15 protein-coding genes, 1 tRNA gene and 1 rRNA gene are annotated in these 18,420 nt (G+C 43.3%); 6 read left to right on the plus strand and 11 right to left on the minus strand.

The genetic code is table 11. The features are described 5' to 3' along the window. Positions 1-85 (minus strand): 16S ribosomal RNA (locus tag GL182_RS22700); the annotation flags it as partial. Positions 86-494: 409 nt separating this feature from the next. Beyond that, positions 495-571, minus strand: a tRNA-Arg gene (locus GL182_RS22705). Positions 572-858: 287 nt separating this feature from the next. On the opposite strand from GL182_RS22705, the gene GL182_RS22710 reads away from it, so the two are divergent. After that, positions 859-1,593 (plus strand): porin family protein, encoded by a 735-nt coding sequence (locus tag GL182_RS22710; protein WP_163382107.1) that lies wholly within the window; start codon positions 859-861, stop codon positions 1,591-1,593. A gap of 65 nt (positions 1,594-1,658) precedes the next feature. On the opposite strand, the gene GL182_RS22715 is transcribed toward GL182_RS22710, so the two are convergent. Then, positions 1,659-2,219: a PA-phosphatase gene (locus GL182_RS22715; RefSeq protein WP_163382109.1), complete on the minus strand. Its 561-nt coding sequence runs from the start codon at positions 2,217-2,219 to the stop codon at positions 1,659-1,661. A 62-nt stretch (positions 2,220-2,281) separates the two neighbouring features. Continuing rightward, positions 2,282-3,736, minus strand: coding sequence for an RNA polymerase factor sigma-54 (gene rpoN, locus GL182_RS22720; protein ID WP_163382111.1), 1,455 nt, complete (start codon positions 3,734-3,736; stop codon positions 2,282-2,284). Positions 3,737-3,914: 178 nt separating this feature from the next. On the opposite strand from rpoN, the gene asnS reads away from it, so the two are divergent. The 3 genes from asnS to GL182_RS22735 all read left to right on the plus strand — a co-directional run bounded on the left by asnS (position 3,915) and on the right by GL182_RS22735 (position 6,498). Continuing rightward, positions 3,915-5,366, plus strand: coding sequence for an asparagine--tRNA ligase (gene asnS / locus GL182_RS22725; RefSeq protein WP_163382112.1), 1,452 nt, complete (start codon positions 3,915-3,917; stop codon positions 5,364-5,366). Between the two features lie 137 nt (positions 5,367-5,503). Then, positions 5,504-5,896, plus strand: coding sequence for an Ig-like domain-containing protein (locus GL182_RS22730; protein WP_163382114.1), 393 nt, complete (start codon positions 5,504-5,506; stop codon positions 5,894-5,896). A gap of 149 nt (positions 5,897-6,045) precedes the next feature. Next, a complete protein-coding gene (locus GL182_RS22735; RefSeq protein WP_163382116.1) occupies positions 6,046-6,498 on the plus strand; it encodes a hypothetical protein in 453 nt (150 codons plus the stop codon). Between the two features lie 6 nt (positions 6,499-6,504). Here the strand turns inward: GL182_RS22735 and GL182_RS22740 are convergent, their stop codons facing one another. Genes GL182_RS22740 through GL182_RS22750 form a run of 3 tightly spaced genes read right to left on the minus strand, consistent with a single transcriptional unit; the run spans position 6,505 to position 10,684 of the window. After that, entirely contained in the window at positions 6,505-7,995 is a 1,491-nt protein-coding gene (locus GL182_RS22740) for a TolC family protein (protein WP_163382118.1), read from the minus strand. Beyond that, a complete protein-coding gene (locus tag GL182_RS22745) occupies positions 7,988-9,301 on the minus strand; it encodes an ABC transporter permease (protein ID WP_163382253.1) in 1,314 nt (437 codons plus the stop codon). The genes GL182_RS22740 and GL182_RS22745 overlap by 8 nt, the downstream gene beginning before the upstream one ends. 42 nt (positions 9,302-9,343) lie before the next feature. Then, on the minus strand, positions 9,344-10,684 hold the full coding sequence (locus GL182_RS22750) for an efflux RND transporter periplasmic adaptor subunit (protein WP_163382119.1): 1,341 nt from the start codon (positions 10,682-10,684) through the stop codon (positions 9,344-9,346). 197 nt (positions 10,685-10,881) lie between these two features. Between GL182_RS22750 and GL182_RS22755 the strand changes: the two genes are divergently transcribed. After that, the gene (locus GL182_RS22755; RefSeq protein ID WP_163382121.1) at positions 10,882-11,649 is read left to right on the plus strand and encodes a class I SAM-dependent methyltransferase; all 768 of its coding nucleotides are present in this window, start codon (positions 10,882-10,884) and stop codon (positions 11,647-11,649) included. A gap of 23 nt (positions 11,650-11,672) precedes the next feature. Here the strand turns inward: GL182_RS22755 and wecB are convergent, their stop codons facing one another. The 3 genes from wecB to GL182_RS22770 form a co-directional block, all read right to left on the minus strand. Beyond that, positions 11,673-12,767: a non-hydrolyzing UDP-N-acetylglucosamine 2-epimerase gene (wecB, locus tag GL182_RS22760; protein WP_163382123.1), complete on the minus strand. Its 1,095-nt coding sequence runs from the start codon at positions 12,765-12,767 to the stop codon at positions 11,673-11,675. Positions 12,768-12,855: 88 nt separating this feature from the next. After that, entirely contained in the window at positions 12,856-14,454 is a 1,599-nt protein-coding gene (locus tag GL182_RS22765; RefSeq protein WP_163382125.1) for an amidase, read from the minus strand. Positions 14,455-14,466: 12 nt separating this feature from the next. Next, positions 14,467-15,087, minus strand: a complete 621-nt coding sequence (locus GL182_RS22770) for a class I SAM-dependent methyltransferase (protein ID WP_163382127.1) — start codon at positions 15,085-15,087, stop codon at positions 14,467-14,469. Between the two features lie 105 nt (positions 15,088-15,192). Between GL182_RS22770 and GL182_RS22775 the strand changes: the two genes are divergently transcribed. Beyond that, on the plus strand, positions 15,193-15,726 hold the full coding sequence (locus tag GL182_RS22775; RefSeq protein ID WP_163382129.1) for a DinB family protein: 534 nt from the start codon (positions 15,193-15,195) through the stop codon (positions 15,724-15,726). On the opposite strand, the gene GL182_RS22780 is transcribed toward GL182_RS22775, so the two are convergent. Further along, positions 15,713-18,388, minus strand: coding sequence for a hypothetical protein (locus GL182_RS22780; protein WP_163382131.1), 2,676 nt, complete (start codon positions 18,386-18,388; stop codon positions 15,713-15,715). The genes GL182_RS22775 and GL182_RS22780 overlap by 14 nt on opposite strands. Between the last annotated feature and the right edge of the window lie 32 nt (positions 18,389-18,420).

The following is an 18,420-nucleotide window of genomic DNA, read 5'->3' on the forward strand; positions in this document are numbered from 1 at the left end:
CCCGAAAGATCGAATCCCGTACGACTTGCATGTATTAGGCCTGCCGCTAGCGTTCATCCTGAGCCAGGATCAAACTCTCCATTGTAAAGTTTGTGTGTGTTCTCTAATCTCCTTCTCAGAAAATTATTCCCACTTTGTGTCTCTGCACTCAAAGAAATTATTCTCGCTTATTTAATGTCTGACAAAACTTCAAAGAACTTATTCCGACTCTTTGGAAACCTTACGTCTCCTGCCGGGTTGACCTTACTCCTAACAGCCTTTTTTTAACTGCTTTTCTGTAAGGGAGTGCAAAGGTAATCAGTTTTTCTACCCCCGCAAAATATTCAGTGTGAAATTTAAAACTTTTTCAACCCTAAACTTTATCCCTTCACTTTTCCCCCTTTTGGGATCACAAAGATGATATCTTTTTTCCAGTTCCCAATGAGAAAAATGTATTTTCTTTAAAGAATTTTAATTTCAGGTTTTATGCTGAAATCAAGGAACAGCCTATCAAATGGTGACCTCGCCAGGATTCAAACCTGGAACCTCTTGAGCCGTAATCAAGTGCTCTATTCAATTGAGCTACGAGGCCATTTCTTGTAAATGGAATGCAAAGGTAAAGAATAATGGTAATATTACAAAGAACAGATTTAGGTAAAATCAATGGATCAATTGTGGCCAACCTTATTTATTTAAGAATAATTAAGATGATTAACATACCAAATCAATCAATATTTCATAATTTAGCCGATCAATTGATCAAATAATCATTGTTTTCATGAAATCGACACGATTAAAATCATCATTAAATATGCAGGGCAATGATCATTTTAATCGTCAAAGATTCCATGTGGCCTATTAAAAAAAAATTATAAACACATGAAAAGACTTACCATAATATCCTTTATTTTCCTCTTCACTTTTCACCTGCAAGCCCAGGAAAAAGAAAGAACTCCTATCGGCGGGAGACCCAACATAAAGGGTGACTTGTTTTTGGATTTTGGATTTAATATGCTGAACAACCGACCCGATGAACTCAATACCAGATTCATCGCTTCAAGGGTGGTGAACATTTACTACCAGACACAATTGCCACTTGGTGAAAATTCAGGATTTACATTTAATCCCGGATTAGGTTTTGGATTGGAAAAACTGGCTTTTCAGGACAACCTGACACTCATAGCCGATCCGACTAAGGGCCCCAATTCCAGTCAACTGGTCCCCATATCAGACGTGTATGGAGAAAATATCCGGGTAGAAACCAATACCATGGCCATCAATTATTTCGATATTCCCATTGAATTCAGGTACCATGCCAACAAAAATGACTACAACAGCGGCTTCAGGGTAGCTGTCGGTGGTAAGTTTGGTTTTTTATATAATGCCCATTCCAAAATCGGGGTGACTGATAGTGAGGGATTGACCCAAAAAGTAAAAAACAAACAGGAATATGGATTGAGTCCGATTCGTTACGGGGCTTATACCAGACTGGGGTTTCCCGGTTTTAACCTTTGGGCCTATTATGGCTTGAATGGGCTTTTTGAAGAAGATCAGGGACCATTCGGTACAGAAGCATCCCAGTTCAATTTTGGAGTATCTGTGGCTTTGTTTTAGCACCATCACAAAATCCAAACGTTTTTCCTATCCAGAAGCGGGTTTTTATAAAAAACCCGCTTTTTTTATGTCAGTAAAATATAATAATAGGCCAAAAAACTCAAGCCAAAACCCAAACCGAAACCGGCGTAAATTTCACCAGGTTTGTGCGCATTGAGGTACAACCGGGAGGTGCCGACCAGCCCGCTAATAGAAATGATCAGCAATAAATAGTAAAACATGGGTGCAGAATAAAACTTCATGGATAAGGCAGCTACCAATGCCACCCAGCCCCCCATGGCCGTCTGATGGGCACTGATTTTCCAGAAAAAAGTAACCAAAGTCAATGCGATCAGGCAAAAAGTAGCCATACTCAAGGTCAAAATCAAAAGCTCGTCAATATTCAGCTTCCAGTAAAAAAAACCTGAAGTCATACAATAAAATACAGCCACCAGGGCAAAAGGGAATAGTCGCTCTCTCTGATCAGCAAGATGGAAACTCTGTATGGTATCAGAAAATTTCATTCCCAATAAACCCAGCAGCGGTACCAGAAAAGTAGCAAAACAAATCAGCAGTAAAATAGACCATTTGGCTGCATGAGGCACCACTGTTGCTTCAGGTACAATGTAAAATAAAGTAACTACCATTAATGAAGGGACTAACAGTGGCTGAAAAACCACTGAAACCCCCATAGCCAATTTTCTATACACTATAACTCCTTTCTAAGCCTGGCCACAGGGATCTGCAATTGTTCCCTGTACTTGGCTACTGTCCTACGGGCAATATTATAGCCCTTTTGATTCAATAATTTAACCAACTTATCATCGGATAGCGGTTTTCTCTTGTCCTCTTCTTCCACCATTTTATTGAGGACGCTTTTCACCTCCCGGTTACTCACATCCTCTCCTCCATCTGTCGCAATACCCTCCGAAAAGAAATATTTTAGTGGGAAAACACCGAATTCAGTTTGGATAGCCTTGCTATTTGCCACCCTGGATACCGTCGATATATCCATATCGATTCTCTCAGCAATATCCTTTAGGATCATGGGACGCAATTTGGTCTCATCCCCATCTACAAAAAATTCCTGCTGGTAATCCAGTATGGCTTGCATGGTTTTCATCAGGGTTTGTTGCCGCTGCTTGATAGCATCAATAAACCATTTGGCCGAATCCAGTTTTTGCTTCACAAAGCTTACGGTTTCCTTTAGCTTTTTATCTTTTTTATTACTTTTATCGTAAGCATTAAACATTTCAGAATAGGATCGGCTTACCTTCAATTCAGGTGCATTTTTAGAATTTAGGGTAATCTCCAGCTTCCCGTTGATATTGTTTAGAATAAAATCGGGAATGACGTAATGATTCCGGACCATTCCATCAGAAATCCCTCCTGGCTTGGGATTCAACCTGGTGATCAAATGAATCACCTCCTTGAGCTCCTCCTCATCTATTCCGGCTTTCTTCAATATCTTATCGTAATGTTTTTTGGTAAACTCCTCAAAACAATGTTGTACAATAAAGATTGCCTTTTGGACCAGGGGTTCATGGGGATCATCTCTTCGCTCCAATTGGATGATCAGGCATTCCTGCAGGTTTCTGGCGGCAATTCCTGGAGGATCAAAGCCCTGTATCTTTATAAGGATTTCTTCGATTTCATCCAGGTCTGTCTCTACATTCTGGCTGAAAGCCAGGTCGTTGATAATGGCCTCAAGGCTCCTTCGGATATACCCGTCATTTTCTATGCTTCCTATCAGCTGTTTTCCAATGATGCGTTGCTCCTCATCCAGTTTTAAAAAGTTTAGCTGGGAAAGCAATTGTTCATGAAGGGATGAATAACTTGATAGAGGCATTTCCCGCTCCTCTTCATCATTGGAATAGTTGCCGTCTCCCTGCATTTTATACCCACCATATTCCTCATTCAGGTACTCTTCAATGTTAATGTCTTTATCCTCCTTACCCTCTGTATTTTCAGCCGCTTCCTGGAATTCATCCGCCTGCCCCTCAGCGTCCACATCTTTTCCTTCTTCCAGGGCTGGATTGATCTCTAGTTCTTCCTCAATCCGGGTTTCCAGCTCGGCGGTGGGTACCTGAAGAAGTTTAATGAACTGTATCTGCTGTGGAGACAGTTTCTGGGATAGGATCTGACTTAAATTCAGTTTCTGCATATATATGTTAACCTATTGTTGGTTTATATTTGATCAATTTGTAAGGCCTGATTTTTCTTTGACTTTTCAAATTTAGGAAATAAGATCAAAATTTTGATAAAAAGCTTATTATATCGTTTTTTTGCATTCACTTTATAGGTAACCTTTGGGGTAATTTGTTTCAAAAGAAAAATCAGACATGGCATTTAACAAGCGAATAAAAATAAAACACTTGCTGGAAAGCAGTTCAGCAGGCGAAAAAGCGACTTTAATGGGCTGGGTAAGAACCAGAAGAAGCAATAAGCATGTAACTTTCATTGCCTTGAACGATGGTTCCTGTATTCAAAATTACCAGGTAGTCGCAGACCCTGAAAAAATAAACGAAACTATACTAAAGAAGGCAAACACAGGCGCCTGTATAAAAGTAAGCGGGACCATAGTATCTTCTCAGGGCTCTGGCCAGCAAACCGAAATACAGGCGGACCTGGTAGAGATCCTTGGCGAAGCCGACCCCGAAAAATTCCCCATTCAACCCAAAAAACATTCCCTGGAATTTCTGAGAGAAAATGCCCACCTCAGGATACGAACAAATACTTTTGGGGCCATATTCAGAATCAGGCACCACCTATCCTTTGCCGTGCACCAATACTTTCACGATAAAGGCTTCTTTTACATCCACTCCCCTATCATTACGGCATCCGATGCCGAAGGTGCCGGAGAAACTTTTCAGGTAACCACACTGGACCTGAAAAACCCTCCCAGAGATGCACAGAATAATATCAATTTCGAAGAAGACTTCTTCGAAAGGGCTACCAACCTGACGGTCTCCGGCCAGCTTGAAGGGGAACTGGCAGCTCTTGCCCTTTCCGAAATCTACACCTTCGGCCCTACCTTTCGAGCTGAAAATTCCAATACTACCCGGCACCTGGCTGAATTCTGGATGATAGAACCGGAAATGGCCTTTTACGATGCTGAGGATAATCAGGACCTGGCTGAGGATTTCCTTCAATATATCATCCAATTTGCACTTGAAAATTGTAAAGATGACCTGGCTTTTCTTGACAACAGAGCTGCAGAAGAGGAAAAAGAGAAAAAAGCTGAATTGAGGAGCGAAATGGGTCTGTTGCAAAGACTGGAATTCGTGACCCAAAATGAATTTGTCAGGATCAGCTATACGGAAGCCTTTGAAATCCTTAAAAATTCCAAACCCAATAAAAAGAAGAAATTCTCCTTTCCCATAGTCGACTGGGGAACCGATCTTCAGTCCGAACACGAAAGGTATCTCGTGGAAAAACACTTTAAAAAGCCAGTCATTATTTCAGATTATCCCAAAGCCATAAAATCCTTCTACATGAAACAGAATGAAGATGGGAAAACCGTTGCCGCTATGGACATCCTCTTTCCAGGCATTGGTGAAATTGTAGGCGGCTCTCAAAGGGAAGAAAGGATGGACAAACTCACCGAAAGAATGGAAGAGCTTGGGATCAGTCAGGAAGAATTGTGGTGGTACCTGGATACCAGGAGATTTGGAACGACGCCGCATTCAGGCTTTGGGTTGGGATTCGAACGGCTGGTCCAGTTTGTTACCGGAATGGGAAATATACGGGATGTAATTCCTTTCCCCAGAACCCCGGGCAACGCTGAATTTTGACGGTAATGTTAATCCGGACAAATAGCCTGCCCAAATGATCGAAACAACCCTTCGGCTTGATTCGAACTAATAACCTTCCATTCGCTACATGACCCCATATTGGACGGATAAAGACTGGGTAAAACCTGCCAGGTTTTATGGAAAGCAGCGTAAACCAACACATGCCTTTTGAATTTAGCGGGAAAATGGACGATCCGGAAGTTTATGCTATGTTTAAAAGCATGACCACGCCGGGTTTTCAATTGGATAAGGAGTTATTAGAGCAACCTTCCATTACCATTATTTATCCCAATGATGGCAGTGTTTTTATAGAAGGAAATGCCGTAACGGTACAATTTTCCCACTTATTTCAGGATACTTCTGTTGCGTCCAGACTGGTGCTTCAGGTAAACGATAAGGAAATACCCGCAGATAATAACCCAAAAAAGGTGGTATGGGAACCAAGAGCGGCAGGTCCATATATTTTAAGGATGCTGGTTTATGACAAAGAAGGGAAACTCTTAAAACCAATCTGCTCCTGTGGATATTGAGATTAGTCCTTTGGCAAAATAAAATGATCGCAGGAAAGAACTGAAACTACGGGAAGCTTTTATTTCTTAAGAGGCTAAATCCGTTTTATTAAAAAATCTTTATATAATAGTTGGGTTTTCTTCTTGTCGTTTATTTCTTATATTAGAAAGTGGAAAAGTTTTTAAAATACCTGAAAATAGAGGGAATTGGTGGCCATGTCATCCGAATTTCTCTGGCTTGTTTGCTTTTATTTGGTGGATTTACCAAACTGAAATTGATTGGAGCCCTGGAATACAGCCTCTTTTGGGCCATATTACTGGCTGGAATCGAAACCTTTGCAGCTTTTGGCCTGCTCATTCATTATAAAAAGCCCTTGATAGGTTTAGTTGGAGGAGTACTTGCGCTGTTATCCATTTTTATCCGGGTAGTATTCTCCATAGGATGGGTGAGGGACCATATTTTACAAACGGATTCATTCCTCTCAGCGGTTAATTCCATTTTTGGCGTGTATAACAATGGACTTTTCCACATTGCCCTCCTTTTCGGAACGGCCATATACTGCCTGGGCAATTCCTACAAGGCCTACATTAAGGAGCGCATTACCCGCCCCTGGCCACATTGAAACCATTTATTCCTCCTGAAAGCGCATTTCCGGCGTATACAACAATTGCTGATTCTCAAAATCATAAAGTGTCAATTTCCTAAGCTCATAATAAGCTGTCCAATAATCCCTCAAAGATTCTACATATTGCCTTCTGTTAACATCTTTTTCCTCCTGGGCAATGCCCAGGTCTGTAATGGTCACATTCCCACTCTGATACCTGCGGAAAGAAATTTCATACCGCTTTTCAGCTACTTCATCCGAGGTTTTGGAGATTTCCAGCCTGTCTTTTAACATGATAAAATTCCGAACGCGTGTAAAGATTTCCTGTTCAAAATTGATGATTTCCTGATCAATTTCATATTCGATCAATTTCTGGTTAGACCTGGCAATACTCATTCTGGCCTTATTTCTTCCCCAGTCCAGGATGGGCACCTCAATACTTAGATTGACCAAAGCCTGGGTATTGGGATTGGAATAAATATCTCCCCACATCAAAGCTGCTTTGTTATACCCATAGCTTGCATTAAGATTCATTTGAAACCTTTCTCCCCTTCTTTGGGCCACCTCTGCCTGTGCTTCCATTCGCTGCCTTTCAAACCCTATGGCATCTGACCTGTTTTGGAAAGCATATTCAATGGCCTCTTCCACATTGACTTCAAATTCAGGGATGTTATCAGGTAGGGAAAGATTTAAGTCTACAGCTTCATTCAAACCTATATAGGATTTGAGTCTCAATGAAGTGGCCTCCATATCCAATCTGGCCTGGGCCACACCTTGTTTGGCTTTCAAAACCTGCAATTCTACCTGCAATAATTTATCCTCATAAGTGGTCCCTATATTGTATCTCCCCCTCTCAATTTTAAGAATGGCCTCCGAGTTCTCCAGGTTTTTGGTGGCGATGTCCAGGTTGACCTGAGCCACTAAAAAATCAAAAAACATTTCGGCAACGAACTGGCTGATGTCCTCCATTTCCTCCACAAACTCCCTTTTGCTTTCTTCAAACCTGATCGGTTCTATTTTCCGGTCCCATTTATAGGGATTATAAGCAAATATAGGTTGGTTCAATCGCACGTTTACAGGTACTCCGCTCCAACGGGTTTGGTTGGTACCATCTGCAGACAGGAAATTATCAAACCTATTGGTAGAACTATTCACAGAAATGATCCCACCCGTGGGGCTTATTACCTGCCTTAGGCCCAACTCCAGATCCACCAGATTTTGCCTTACCTCCCTGAATTCAATTGAACCATCTGGTTGGGTAACATTATTAAATGCCTGCGAATACTGAGGAAGGGTACCCTCCAAACGAAGCTGTGGATTGAAATTGGATTGATAAAGCCGATAAAACCAATACCGGTTCTCCCTTCGGGTATCAGCCCTCAGAGCCGCAGGGGATTGGGCCTTGGCGCGGGCAATAATATCTTCCAGCGTATAGCTTACGGTCTCCTGACCTTGCACAGAAAAAATGGCCATAAAAAATATCATGGCCAGAAATAGAGTAGACGTTTTATTCATAGCGTAAAGATGTTATCGGGTCTTGACTGGCGGCGCGCTTAGCGGGGGTGATTCCAAAAACCAATCCCACTGTAGCAGCCACGCCAAATGACAACAGGATGGAACTCAAGGTAATAATGGTGGGGAATTCGGCAAAGGTAGATACCAGATGCGCCAGAATAATCCCCAAAACCACACCAATCAAACCTCCTGAAACACTTATCATAATGGATTCAAATAGAAACTGATTGACAATATCGTTCTTTTTTGCTCCCAACGAAAGCCTTAGGCCAATTTCTTTTATTCTTTCCATCACCGAAGCCAACATGATGTTCATGATACCTATGCCTCCTACCAGCAAAGAAATACCCGCAATGGCTCCCAAAACGATGTTAAATATATTTTGGGTTCGCTGTTGTTGCTTCAGCAATAGCTCAGGAATGGTGATTTCAAAATCTACCACATTAAAATGTCTCCGCTCCAGCATCTTTGCCAATACTTCTGCTGTGGGATTGAGCAATTCACTTTCAGAAACCTGAATGACCATTTTATCGATCTGGTGGTAATTACTGCCCCCCCCACCATTATCATCATTGAGTCGAGACTCCGTTACCAGGTCCCTGTTTTTGTATCGGATCAGCATGGTTTGAATAGGAACATACACGTCCATGTTAAAATCCCTGATTCCCAGTTTAGAAATACTGGATTCAGAAACAATTCTTTCTTCCAGAATACCGACCACTTCCAGCCATTGGTTGCCACTTTTTAACATCTTTCCAATGGGGTTCTCATTGGGGAAAAACCTGGCGGCAACATTTCTTCCAATGATACAAACCGGATCTCCTTTGATGAGATTTTTTTCGCTGAACATTTTTCCCTCCCTCAATTGGAAATCAAGGACTTCAAAATAGGCAGGATTCACGCCCACCAATTTGGCTGATCTTCTGATGCCACTCTTTACGATATAGGTATCCAGGACTATTTCAGGGCTGATTTTATTGATCCCGGGAATAATTTTCCGAATGGCTTCCGCATCATCCAATTTCAATCCGGGAGAAAATTTATTTTTTTCCCTTTCCAGGCTGCTGTTTTCGTCTAATTCTTCCTCAGATTGCTCCACCACCGGTTCGATCACGATGTTGTTTACCCCGACAAGTTTGATTTGTTCCATGATCTCCTGCTGGGCTCCGGTACCAATAGCCAGCATGGCAATAACAGCTGCAACACCAAAAATAATACCCAATGCGGTGAGCAATGAGCGCACTTTATTGGCCAGGACTGCTTCAAAAGCAATATAGAAGTTGGCCAAAAGCCTTTCATTAAACATATTTTTAAATTTTATCATTTCCAGTTTTTACCCAACTGAAAATCAAGGCGAGGAACGGTTTGGAATTCGACTGGAAGTAGGGGCTGATGCCTCCGCTATTGGTTCTTCTTCTTCCTGCTTTTCCAGATTTCTTTTTCCATTTAACTCTTCCAATAAATTTACAGCGAGATTCTCTCCCCAATCTGGCGTATTCAAATAAACATAATCGCCCTCATTTAATCCTTTTTCAATGACCACATCATTGGCATTGGTCAAACCCAACAATACCTCCTGCTTTACCCCATTCCTGAGGTACACATAATTGATACTGTCATTTTCAACATTAACGGCCTCCAAAGGAACATATAATACTTCATTCAGCTGATCTGCAATGATGGCATTACTGGAAGTCATGGAAGGCCTTAACATGGGATCGCTTTCATTTACCTCAATGATCACTTCAAAAACCTTGGCATCTGAATTGGGTCGTTGCTGACCCACATTGGCAACCTTAGTGACTTCTCCCGTATATTTTTTATCCGGAAAGGCATCCATTCCCAATTCTACTTTCTGGCCCACTTTTACCCTTCGGATATCCACTTCATTCACATAGGTAATGCTTTGCATGGTGGTCAGATCCGGAAGGGTAGCCACTACAGGATTCCATGTACTGATCTGGGATCCTTCCTTTACTTTGCTACCCCTGTAATCTACATAAATGACCATTCCCTCCTGAGGTGCGGTCACTACAAATTTATCCAACACCTCAACCATCTGATCCACTTCCAGCTGATCCTCCCGAAGTTTGGCAGCGATCTCCATCATCCTGGCCCTTTCCTGAAGGGTTTTGATCCTGTACCGTTCTCTGGCCTGATCAAGTTCCCGCTTGGCTTTTTCTACATTGTACTCATTCTGCTTGATAATAGCTGGTGGTTCAAACTGGGATTGCTCAAGGATCAATTCCTGCTCCTGAACGATATATTCCTGATTGAGTATATTGTCACGCTCCACCCGTAGATTTAAGGAGGTATCCAGTTGGATTTGCTCAAATTGAGCTTTGGTTTGCTCCAGGTCAAGCCTCCTGTCTTCCAATCGACCAAAAAGTTCGGTCTTGTCGATGGAACAGATAAAATCCCCCTTCTTGACAACTGTTCCTTCATCTACCATCTTATCTATGGTAAAATTCCCTATCCGAAACCTTCTGGCTTCAGCCGGACCAAACACCTGAACAGAACGGAGGGCTTCAAGCTCACCCGAAGTAGTGATCTCCACACGAAACTCCCCTTTATTTACATTTGCCATAATATTATTCTCTACGCCAGCACTCCCTGAGGCAAAGAAAAAATATAAAGCACCGATAACGATCACACTACCAGCCGCAACATATATTAGATTCTTTTTCATTTTACTATCGTTTATTCTTTCAAAGATAAGGTTTTCGTAGTCAAAGACCCTTCCAATGAGCATTTTATATGGCCATTGAAATAAAAATATAATTAACAACCTATAGTATTCGTTATAATTTCCCTTTTTGCCCCTGAAACCAAAAGGAATACTGCAGGCAATGGGTGCATTTTAATGCTTCCACTTATATTTGTCCTATGAAAACATTGATCAGTTGGACCATCCGAAACATCCCAAGAAAATACCTGCAGCTTTTCAGCCATGTATTTTTAAGATTTGCTGCTATTTTTTTAAGGGGAAATAACGTTCAATGCAACATCTGCGGCCTGGGTTTTCGTAAGTTTCTCCCCTATGGCAGGCAGGCCAGGGAAAATGCCCTTTGCCCCAATTGCCTGGGCCTGGAAAGGCACCGGCTCATGTGGCTCTTCCTCGCCGAAAAAACAGATTTTTTCAGGAACAAGCTAAAAGTCCTTCATGTAGCTCCCGAGTTGTGTTTTTTATATAGGTTTAAAAAACTACCTAACCTGGAATACATTACCGGAGACCTGGAGTCCCCTTTGGCGGAGGTCAAAATGGATATCCACCAGATTCCATTTCCCGACAATAGCTTTGATGTGGTTTTCTGCAACCATGTGCTGGAGCATGTAACCGACGATTTACAGGCCTGCCGCGAAATCAACCGGGTATTGAAGCCCAAAGGATGGGGCATCCTACAATCTCCGGTATATGACCTGCAGCAAACCCTGGAAGATCCTACCATTACAGACCCATCCGAACGGGAAAAGATATTTGGCCAAAGCGACCACGTAAGAAAATATGGAAAGGATTATGCCAGCAGACTCAGTACTTCCGGTCTGCAGGTTTCCGAAAACCCCTTTGTAAAAACCCTGGAACACGCTTTAATAAAAAAACATGCCCTCCCTGAAAATGAAATGATATTCTATTGTCAGAAAGGGCAACTATAATCCATGGATACTTTAAGCCTCTGTTACAACTTTTCAAGCAAAATCTCCACAATTCTACTGGCCGTTTTGCCATCCCAGAGTTGGGGTATTTTCCCGGTCTTCCAGTTACCCGAAAATAATTTTTCCATGGCAGGAGGAATGGCTTTGGGATCGGTTCCCAGCAATTCATTGGTGCCCTGAGTAATGGTCTCGGGTCTCTCGGTATTGTCCCTCAGGGTCATACAGGGAATACCCATAACAGTGGTTTCTTCGGTAATCCCCCCAGAATCGGTAACAACAGCTTTGGACCTTTCTACCAAATAATTGAATTCCAGGTACCCCAATGGTTCGATCATGTGCAACCTTTCATGACTGATCCCAATTTGCTCCAACATTTTTTTCGTCCGGGGGTGCACAGGGAATATCAGAGGTAAATCCAGGGTATGGTCCACAATTTTCTGGATCAAATCCTTCAACTTCTCCTCCTGGTCCACATTGGCGGGCCTATGCAAGGTCATGACCAGGTATTTTCCATCTTCCAGACCCAGTTCACGCCAAACTTCTGGTTGCTGAAACCTGGGCCGGTGTTTGAGCAGGGTATCGATCATAGTATTCCCCACAAAAAAAATCCTGTCCTCTCCGACGCCTGAATCCTTAAGGTTTCTGTTGGCCACTTCAGAAGTAGTGAAAAAATAATTGGTGATGCTATCCGTTACCATGCGGTTTATTTCTTCCGGCATGGACCAATCACCGGAACGGATGCCCGCTTCCACATGGGCTACTTTTACATGTAGCTTTTGAGCGGTAATGGCGCAAGCCATGGTAGAGGTAACATCTCCCACTACAAGGCAAAGATCTGGCTTGCCTTTCTCTATCAGCAACTTTTCATAGCCAATCATTATTGCGGCGGTTTGTTCGGCCTGTGTACCTCCTCCGGCTCCCAGATTTTCGTCTGGTTCCGGTATGCCCAGTTGCTCGAAAAAACTACCCGACATGTTTTTATCATAATGCTGCCCTGTATGGATCAGCCTAAAAGTTATTGCTTTCCCCGCTTTCGAAGCTGCATTAATGGCATCGATGATGGGCGATATTTTCATAAAATTGGGCCTTGCCCCTGCAATTAAATCTACATGTACCATATGTCAAAAGTTATTATTCCCCAAGTTTACCAAATAAACCCGAAAAATGGAGGGATCTACTTATTAAATATTTGGATTAATTTACCCTTTAATCTGTCTCCTGAATAAATAGTGGCGGACTGCGGTATTGGGTGTTTTGCTCATAAGCATAGGCTATTTCCAATAATACCGGCTCCGACCAGGCTGTGCCAAAAATGGAAATCCCCACGGGTAATCCACCTATAAACCCCATAGGAAGGGTAATATTGGGGTACCCGGCATGGGCTGCAGGTGATGAACTTCCCAATTGAAAACCATCTCCATTTATCCAATCGGTTTTCCATGCCGGGCTTCCGGTAGGGGCGATAATGGCATCCAGGTCATTTGATTCAAGGACCTTGTCTATGCCCTCCTCCCTACTCATCCGGTTTAAAGCAGCCAATGCATCCTGATAGGCCTCATCTGACAAATCACCCTTTTCCTGCGCCTGTTCCAGGTAGACTTGATTGTGATATTTTAAAGAGATACTATCTTTTTTATTGAAACTGATCAAATCTTCAAGACTTTTTATCGGCGCTTCGGGTCCCAAACCGGCAAAATACCGGTTCAACCCATCCTTGTACTCATACAACATCACTTCAAAAGAATGTGACCCAGTACCAGAAGGTTCAATTTCTTCAATTGGAATGATGGTAGCACCCAGGCTTTCCATTTGGGATACAGCTTTTTCCATTAATTGGTCCACCTTGTAATTTCTACCGGAAGGTCCTTTAAACCAGGCGATTCTTTTGCCCTTTAAGCCATCTTCTTTCAGGTATGGTAAGTAATCAGATTGGTAATTGCCGGCACTTGTCAGTGTTTTTTCATCTTCAGGATCTACCCCTACCAAACATCCCAGTGCAATGGCCGCATCCCTGACTGTTCTGGCCATTGGACCCGGTGTATCCTGTGTGTAGGAAATAGGAATCACCCCGGAACGGCTCACCAATCCAACGGTGGGTTTGATCCCTACGATACCATTGGCATGGGAAGGGCAGACAATGGATCCATTTGTCTCTGTCCCTATGGCAAGTACAGATAAGTTGGCCGAAACCCCCACGGCAGAGCCCGAACTAGATCCGCAGGGATTCCTGTCCAGGTAGTAGGGGTTTTTGGTTTGCCCTCCGATGCCACTCCATCCACTACTGGAAAGTTCCCCCCTGAAATTCGCCCATTCGCTCAGATTGGCCTTCCCCAGAATCACCGCTCCGGATTCCCTTAGCTTTTTGGCTACAAAACTATCCTTCAATGGCATAGAACCCGCCAAAGCCCTGGACCCTGCCGTAGTAGCCATTTTGTCTTGGGTATCCAGGTTATCTTTAAGCAATACGGGTATTCCAAATAAATTTCCTGCGACCTTCCCTTCGGACCGTAATCGATCCAGTGAATCAGCTATTGCCAATGCATCCGGATTGACCTGAAGGACCGACTTTAATTCCGGCCCGGCCTGATCGATCTCCTCTATCCGGCTGAGGTAAACTTCCACCACTTCCCGGACAGAAAGGGAACCGTCTTCATAGCCCTGATGAAAGTCCTGAATAGTCCATTCTTCGAAAGGAAAATCCGTAGCACCACTCTCATAATCATGCTGAGGACGACAAGAATAAAAAAACAATGATAGGAAAGAACTAACGTAAAGCAAACTAATTTTCCCGGATCGAAAATTCATATTGTTGTTGATTTAATTGGTGTTTTTCTTTCTTCCAAAGCCCCGTATCAGGGCTGCCTCTCCGACATGGTAATTTCCTTCTTCCAAACTTTCATTTACTTCTTCCAGCAATTCCCATTCAATTTCAGGAAAATCGCTTCGGATATCTTCTAATGAAAAAAGCATTCCTTCATTTTTGGGCCCGCCAGCTTTCGGGTTTACAGCATTGAACTGTAAATGCGCCTTGCTGAACCCCTCTATTATTAAATATCCACCCGGTTTCAGGAAGCTGCTGATTTTCCGGTGATAAGCAGCCCGCAAATCCTCCGGAAAATGAGCGAAGACAAGGGCCAGGGCATCAAATGAGCCTGCCTTATAATGGATTTCTTCCATCGAACCCAAATCATATGAAATGTGTACTTTCTCCTTCTCTGCTAATATTGTAGCCTTTTTCAAACCTTCCTCACTCCAGTCAAAAGCCACTACCTCCCAGCCTGACCTGGCCGCAAAGACCGCATTTCTACCTTCACCTTCTGCAGGAAATAATATTTTCCCAGGTTTAAGCTTTACCAATGTAGCCGCCAGAAATGCATTTGGAGCTTCTCCATATACATATTCATTGGATTTGTACCTTTCATTCCAGAATGTTTTCATGATCTCCAATTATTAAATGTAAGCTTTAAATATTATTTTCAGATAATCTTTCACTGTTTATAACTTATCCCTAACCTAAAATGGATACAAAAATCAACGAAAATCATGAAAATTAAAGTGACTTTTATCCTGTTTCTGGTACATGCTTCCATATTTACGTCCCTGGGCCAGGAAGATCCGTTTTTAAGGGACTTTCTGGAAAGATGGGATAATTCTAAAAATTACTTCCTTGCGGTAGCTGAAGCCATGCCGGAAGAAAAATACCATGAAAAAATCTACGAAGAAGGAATGAGTTTTGCTGAACAATTACTTCATGCGGCCATGATTATCGATTGGCATGCCTTCAGCAAATTTGATGGTCGTGAATCCGCCATTCGATGGGAGGAATTTAAACCCAAAGGAAAAACCAAGCAGGAAATGATCCGGATGGCTGAAAGCCAATTTGATCGTGCCAAAAAATTGATCGCCACTTTTGACCCTGAAAGACTAGAAGAAAAAGGGAGCTATGCAGACTTTACGCGTACCAGAAGGCAGTTTCTGCTTTTACTGGCTGACCATGTGAGCCACCACCGGGCGCAGATGATTGTCTACCTCAGACTCCAGAAGATAAAGCCCCCAAACTATATCAATTACCAATAACCGTTATGGATTTTTTCTCCGTTTTTTCCAGGCCCAAAACTTCGCTGCTGTATTTTACAATGACCGGATAGCTGCCTGAAATGGCCTTTTTCCCATCTATCATTCCATCCCAATGACAAACGGAAAGTGAACCTCCGTCATTTTGGCTTTCACAATGGTAAACCAGTGCCCCGTTTCTATTGTAAATAAATATCTCTACCCATTCAATATCCTGATCGACAAATACTTTAAATTCCCTTTGTGGATCTCCGGGGATCAGGGCATTGGGATACCTTACCAATACCTCACAGCCCTCTTCCACCTCAAAAGAGCCTGCCTGCTCGCATCCATTTTCATCCACAACAGTAAGCTCATAGGTCCCGGGAGCAGTAGGTCTGTAATTGGGGGCATCACTGACCTGAATACCATCCAGGGACCAGGAATAGGAGACAAAATCCCCCGGAGAAATGCTAGGGCTGATATTTTCGGCACTGCATAAAACATAATTATCTTTCAGGTCCAAAAGCTCTGCTTCATGTTGGGTCACTTCATATACCGCACTTTCCAGCCTGCAGTTGATTTCATTTCTCAGGACAACCTCATACACCCCTGGCTCCTCCACTTCAATTTCTGATTGACCATCCCATTCAAAAAGCCAGGTATTCCCCGATTCCGGATCGATCCTATACCACTCCAACTTATTTGCTGCATCCCCTGACACCATGGCCTGTAGCACCGTAAACGAATCACTGTTACACAAAGGTGCCCCTTCAATATATACAGCGCCTTCATTATCCTGAATGCTGACTTCGAATGAAATGGGATCTACGGGGCAAATGCTACTGGCGCGGGGTTGTACCTCCAAAAGGAAGGTACCCGTAGTAGGTGGAAAAAACTCCAGTTCTCGTCCCAGAATGGTCCTGTCTTCGGACATCCACCGAATGCTCACATCATTGGAATTATTATCGAAAAGCTCGGCAGTAAAAATCTGGTTGCCGAAACAATCAATAACCCGCTGGCTAAAGTCGTACTCCAGGGGTTCATTGACAATAACATCTATTGTTCTCGCCCGGGGACACAAAGGTGAATCCGTGTCCAATGGGTTACCTTCAAGCCGGTAGGTTCCGGTTTGATTGATGGTGAAACTTCCGTCACCTTCCCGGGCAACATCATTTCCATCCGGATCGGTTAGGACAAAACCAAGGTCCTGCGTTGTTTGGGGAGTAAGCGCATACCGCTCGCATACCGTAAGGGAAGATGGAACAGAAAAACTCACCTGATTGCCTCCCCCGACTTCATAAAACTGTGATTTGGTATTGCTACAGGCGTCGTTATCACTTACTTCTACCCGGTAATTACCCTTAGGCACCTCTACTTCAATTTGTGTTTGATTTTGAAATTCATCCTGAAAGAGGTCTCCGTCGGCTGAGGAAATCCGGTAGGATCCAGAAACAGAAAGGCCTTTAAAATCCAGTAGAAGCATGCCTCTTCCTGCACCGGATGTGGTACACTGGGAAGGGTATGAACTGACTTCAAAGTCAATCCCTTCGTCAGGGTTTTCATTCTCTATGCTGATGGATTTGCTCAGGGTACAGGTACCTACCGTAGCAGTGACCGTATACACTTTGGGAGCAAGTCCTGTGATGGTCCTTTTTTCATTTGCAGGGATTTGATTGATGGATTCACCCTGTCCCCCGGAAATCGTAACCGACGAAATTGCAGTGTTGGCGGTGATTTCAAAAACACCATTACCTATAGCACAACTTTCAGCATCGCTAATTTTGGTTAGTGTGAAATCCGGCGCAGCCCTTACTTCCAGTGGGAAAGATTTTTCCACACTACAACCGGGGCGATTAGGATCTTCTATGTTAAAATAAATGGTATAATTCCCCAATCCCTCCAGCTCATCGGTATCCAGGTTTAACTCGTAGGCATCTTCGATAAAAGTTCTTTCCTGCTGCCCATCTTTTCTGTAAGACCAGGAGGCCAGGTAGGGTGCATCAGGACGATAACTGACAGCACCGCCCAGACAAGCTACCTGAGCAGATGAAGCCACATCAACAGCGATGGAGGGCCCAACAAAGGTCGTTGCTACTGCTTCACAAGCCACCGAACTGACTTTGGCATAATACCTTCCGGGTTCACTGGCCACATAGGTATTTCCGGTACCCAAAAGGGTGTTCGCCGGGTTCAACCATTCAATGGTATACCTGTCAAAATTCGGTTCATTGGGGTCCAGTGCCTGTAGGGTAACCGGATCACTCCCACAGAAAATTACATCCGGAGGCAACACAAACGAAGGTCCCTTTTCCACGGTAACCGTCTGAGATTCCTGGTAATAATTTTGATTATCCCCCCGAATCACGCGAAGGCTTACGTCAAAAATCCCCGTCGAGGTAAATGGAAAGGAAATTTCCTGGGCCTGAGATCCACCTGATTCATAAAAAATTTCAAATCCGGATGCATCTTTGATGCTCCAGATATAGCGGTCCGTAGCCGGGTCGCCTCCCGCGGAAAATTCTCCGTAAGCAAAGGCACCATTCAGGCAGACCCCTTCGGGACCTTCCAGATCTGGTTCCACCCTTAAGGATACCGGAAAATACATAGAAGTAGCCCCAATGTTTATTACCAGCACCATTGATAGCGCAAATAAAGCAGTTGCAAACCAATTTGGTACCGACATAGCAGGCTAAAGTTTTAAATTTAAGAGGGAAC

The sequence above is a fragment of the Cyclobacterium sp. SYSU L10401 genome (genome assembly GCF_010993705.1).
Classification (GTDB): Bacteria; Bacteroidota; Bacteroidia; order Cytophagales; family Cyclobacteriaceae; genus Cyclobacterium.

Excerpts from the sequence above, each read along its gene's own strand:
- GL182_RS22715 (WP_163382109.1), bottom strand. The coding sequence starts at position 2,219 with ATGGTAGTTACTTTATTTTACATTGTACCTGAAGCAACAGTGGTGCCT.
- asnS (WP_163382112.1), top strand. The coding sequence starts at position 3,915 with ATGGCATTTAACAAGCGAATAAAAATAAAACACTTGCTGGAAAGCAGT.
- GL182_RS22740 (WP_163382118.1), bottom strand. The coding sequence starts at position 7,995 with ATGAATAAAACGTCTACTCTATTTCTGGCCATGATATTTTTTATGGCC.
- GL182_RS22775 (WP_163382129.1), top strand. The coding sequence starts at position 15,193 with ATGAAAATTAAAGTGACTTTTATCCTGTTTCTGGTACATGCTTCCATA.
- GL182_RS22765 (WP_163382125.1), bottom strand. The coding sequence starts at position 14,454 with ATGAATTTTCGATCCGGGAAAATTAGTTTGCTTTACGTTAGTTCTTTC.
- GL182_RS22780 (WP_163382131.1), bottom strand. The coding sequence starts at position 18,388 with ATGTCGGTACCAAATTGGTTTGCAACTGCTTTATTTGCGCTATCAATG.
- GL182_RS22710 (WP_163382107.1), top strand. The coding sequence starts at position 859 with ATGAAAAGACTTACCATAATATCCTTTATTTTCCTCTTCACTTTTCAC.
- wecB (WP_163382123.1), bottom strand. The coding sequence starts at position 12,767 with ATGGTACATGTAGATTTAATTGCAGGGGCAAGGCCCAATTTTATGAAA.
- rpoN (WP_163382111.1), bottom strand. The coding sequence starts at position 3,736 with ATGCAGAAACTGAATTTAAGTCAGATCCTATCCCAGAAACTGTCTCCA.
- GL182_RS22770 (WP_163382127.1), bottom strand. The coding sequence starts at position 15,087 with ATGAAAACATTCTGGAATGAAAGGTACAAATCCAATGAATATGTATAT.
- GL182_RS22730 (WP_163382114.1), top strand. The coding sequence starts at position 5,504 with ATGGAAAGCAGCGTAAACCAACACATGCCTTTTGAATTTAGCGGGAAA.
- GL182_RS22745 (WP_163382253.1), bottom strand. The coding sequence starts at position 9,301 with ATGTTTAATGAAAGGCTTTTGGCCAACTTCTATATTGCTTTTGAAGCA.
- GL182_RS22750 (WP_163382119.1), bottom strand. The coding sequence starts at position 10,684 with ATGAAAAAGAATCTAATATATGTTGCGGCTGGTAGTGTGATCGTTATC.
- GL182_RS22755 (WP_163382121.1), top strand. The coding sequence starts at position 10,882 with ATGAAAACATTGATCAGTTGGACCATCCGAAACATCCCAAGAAAATAC.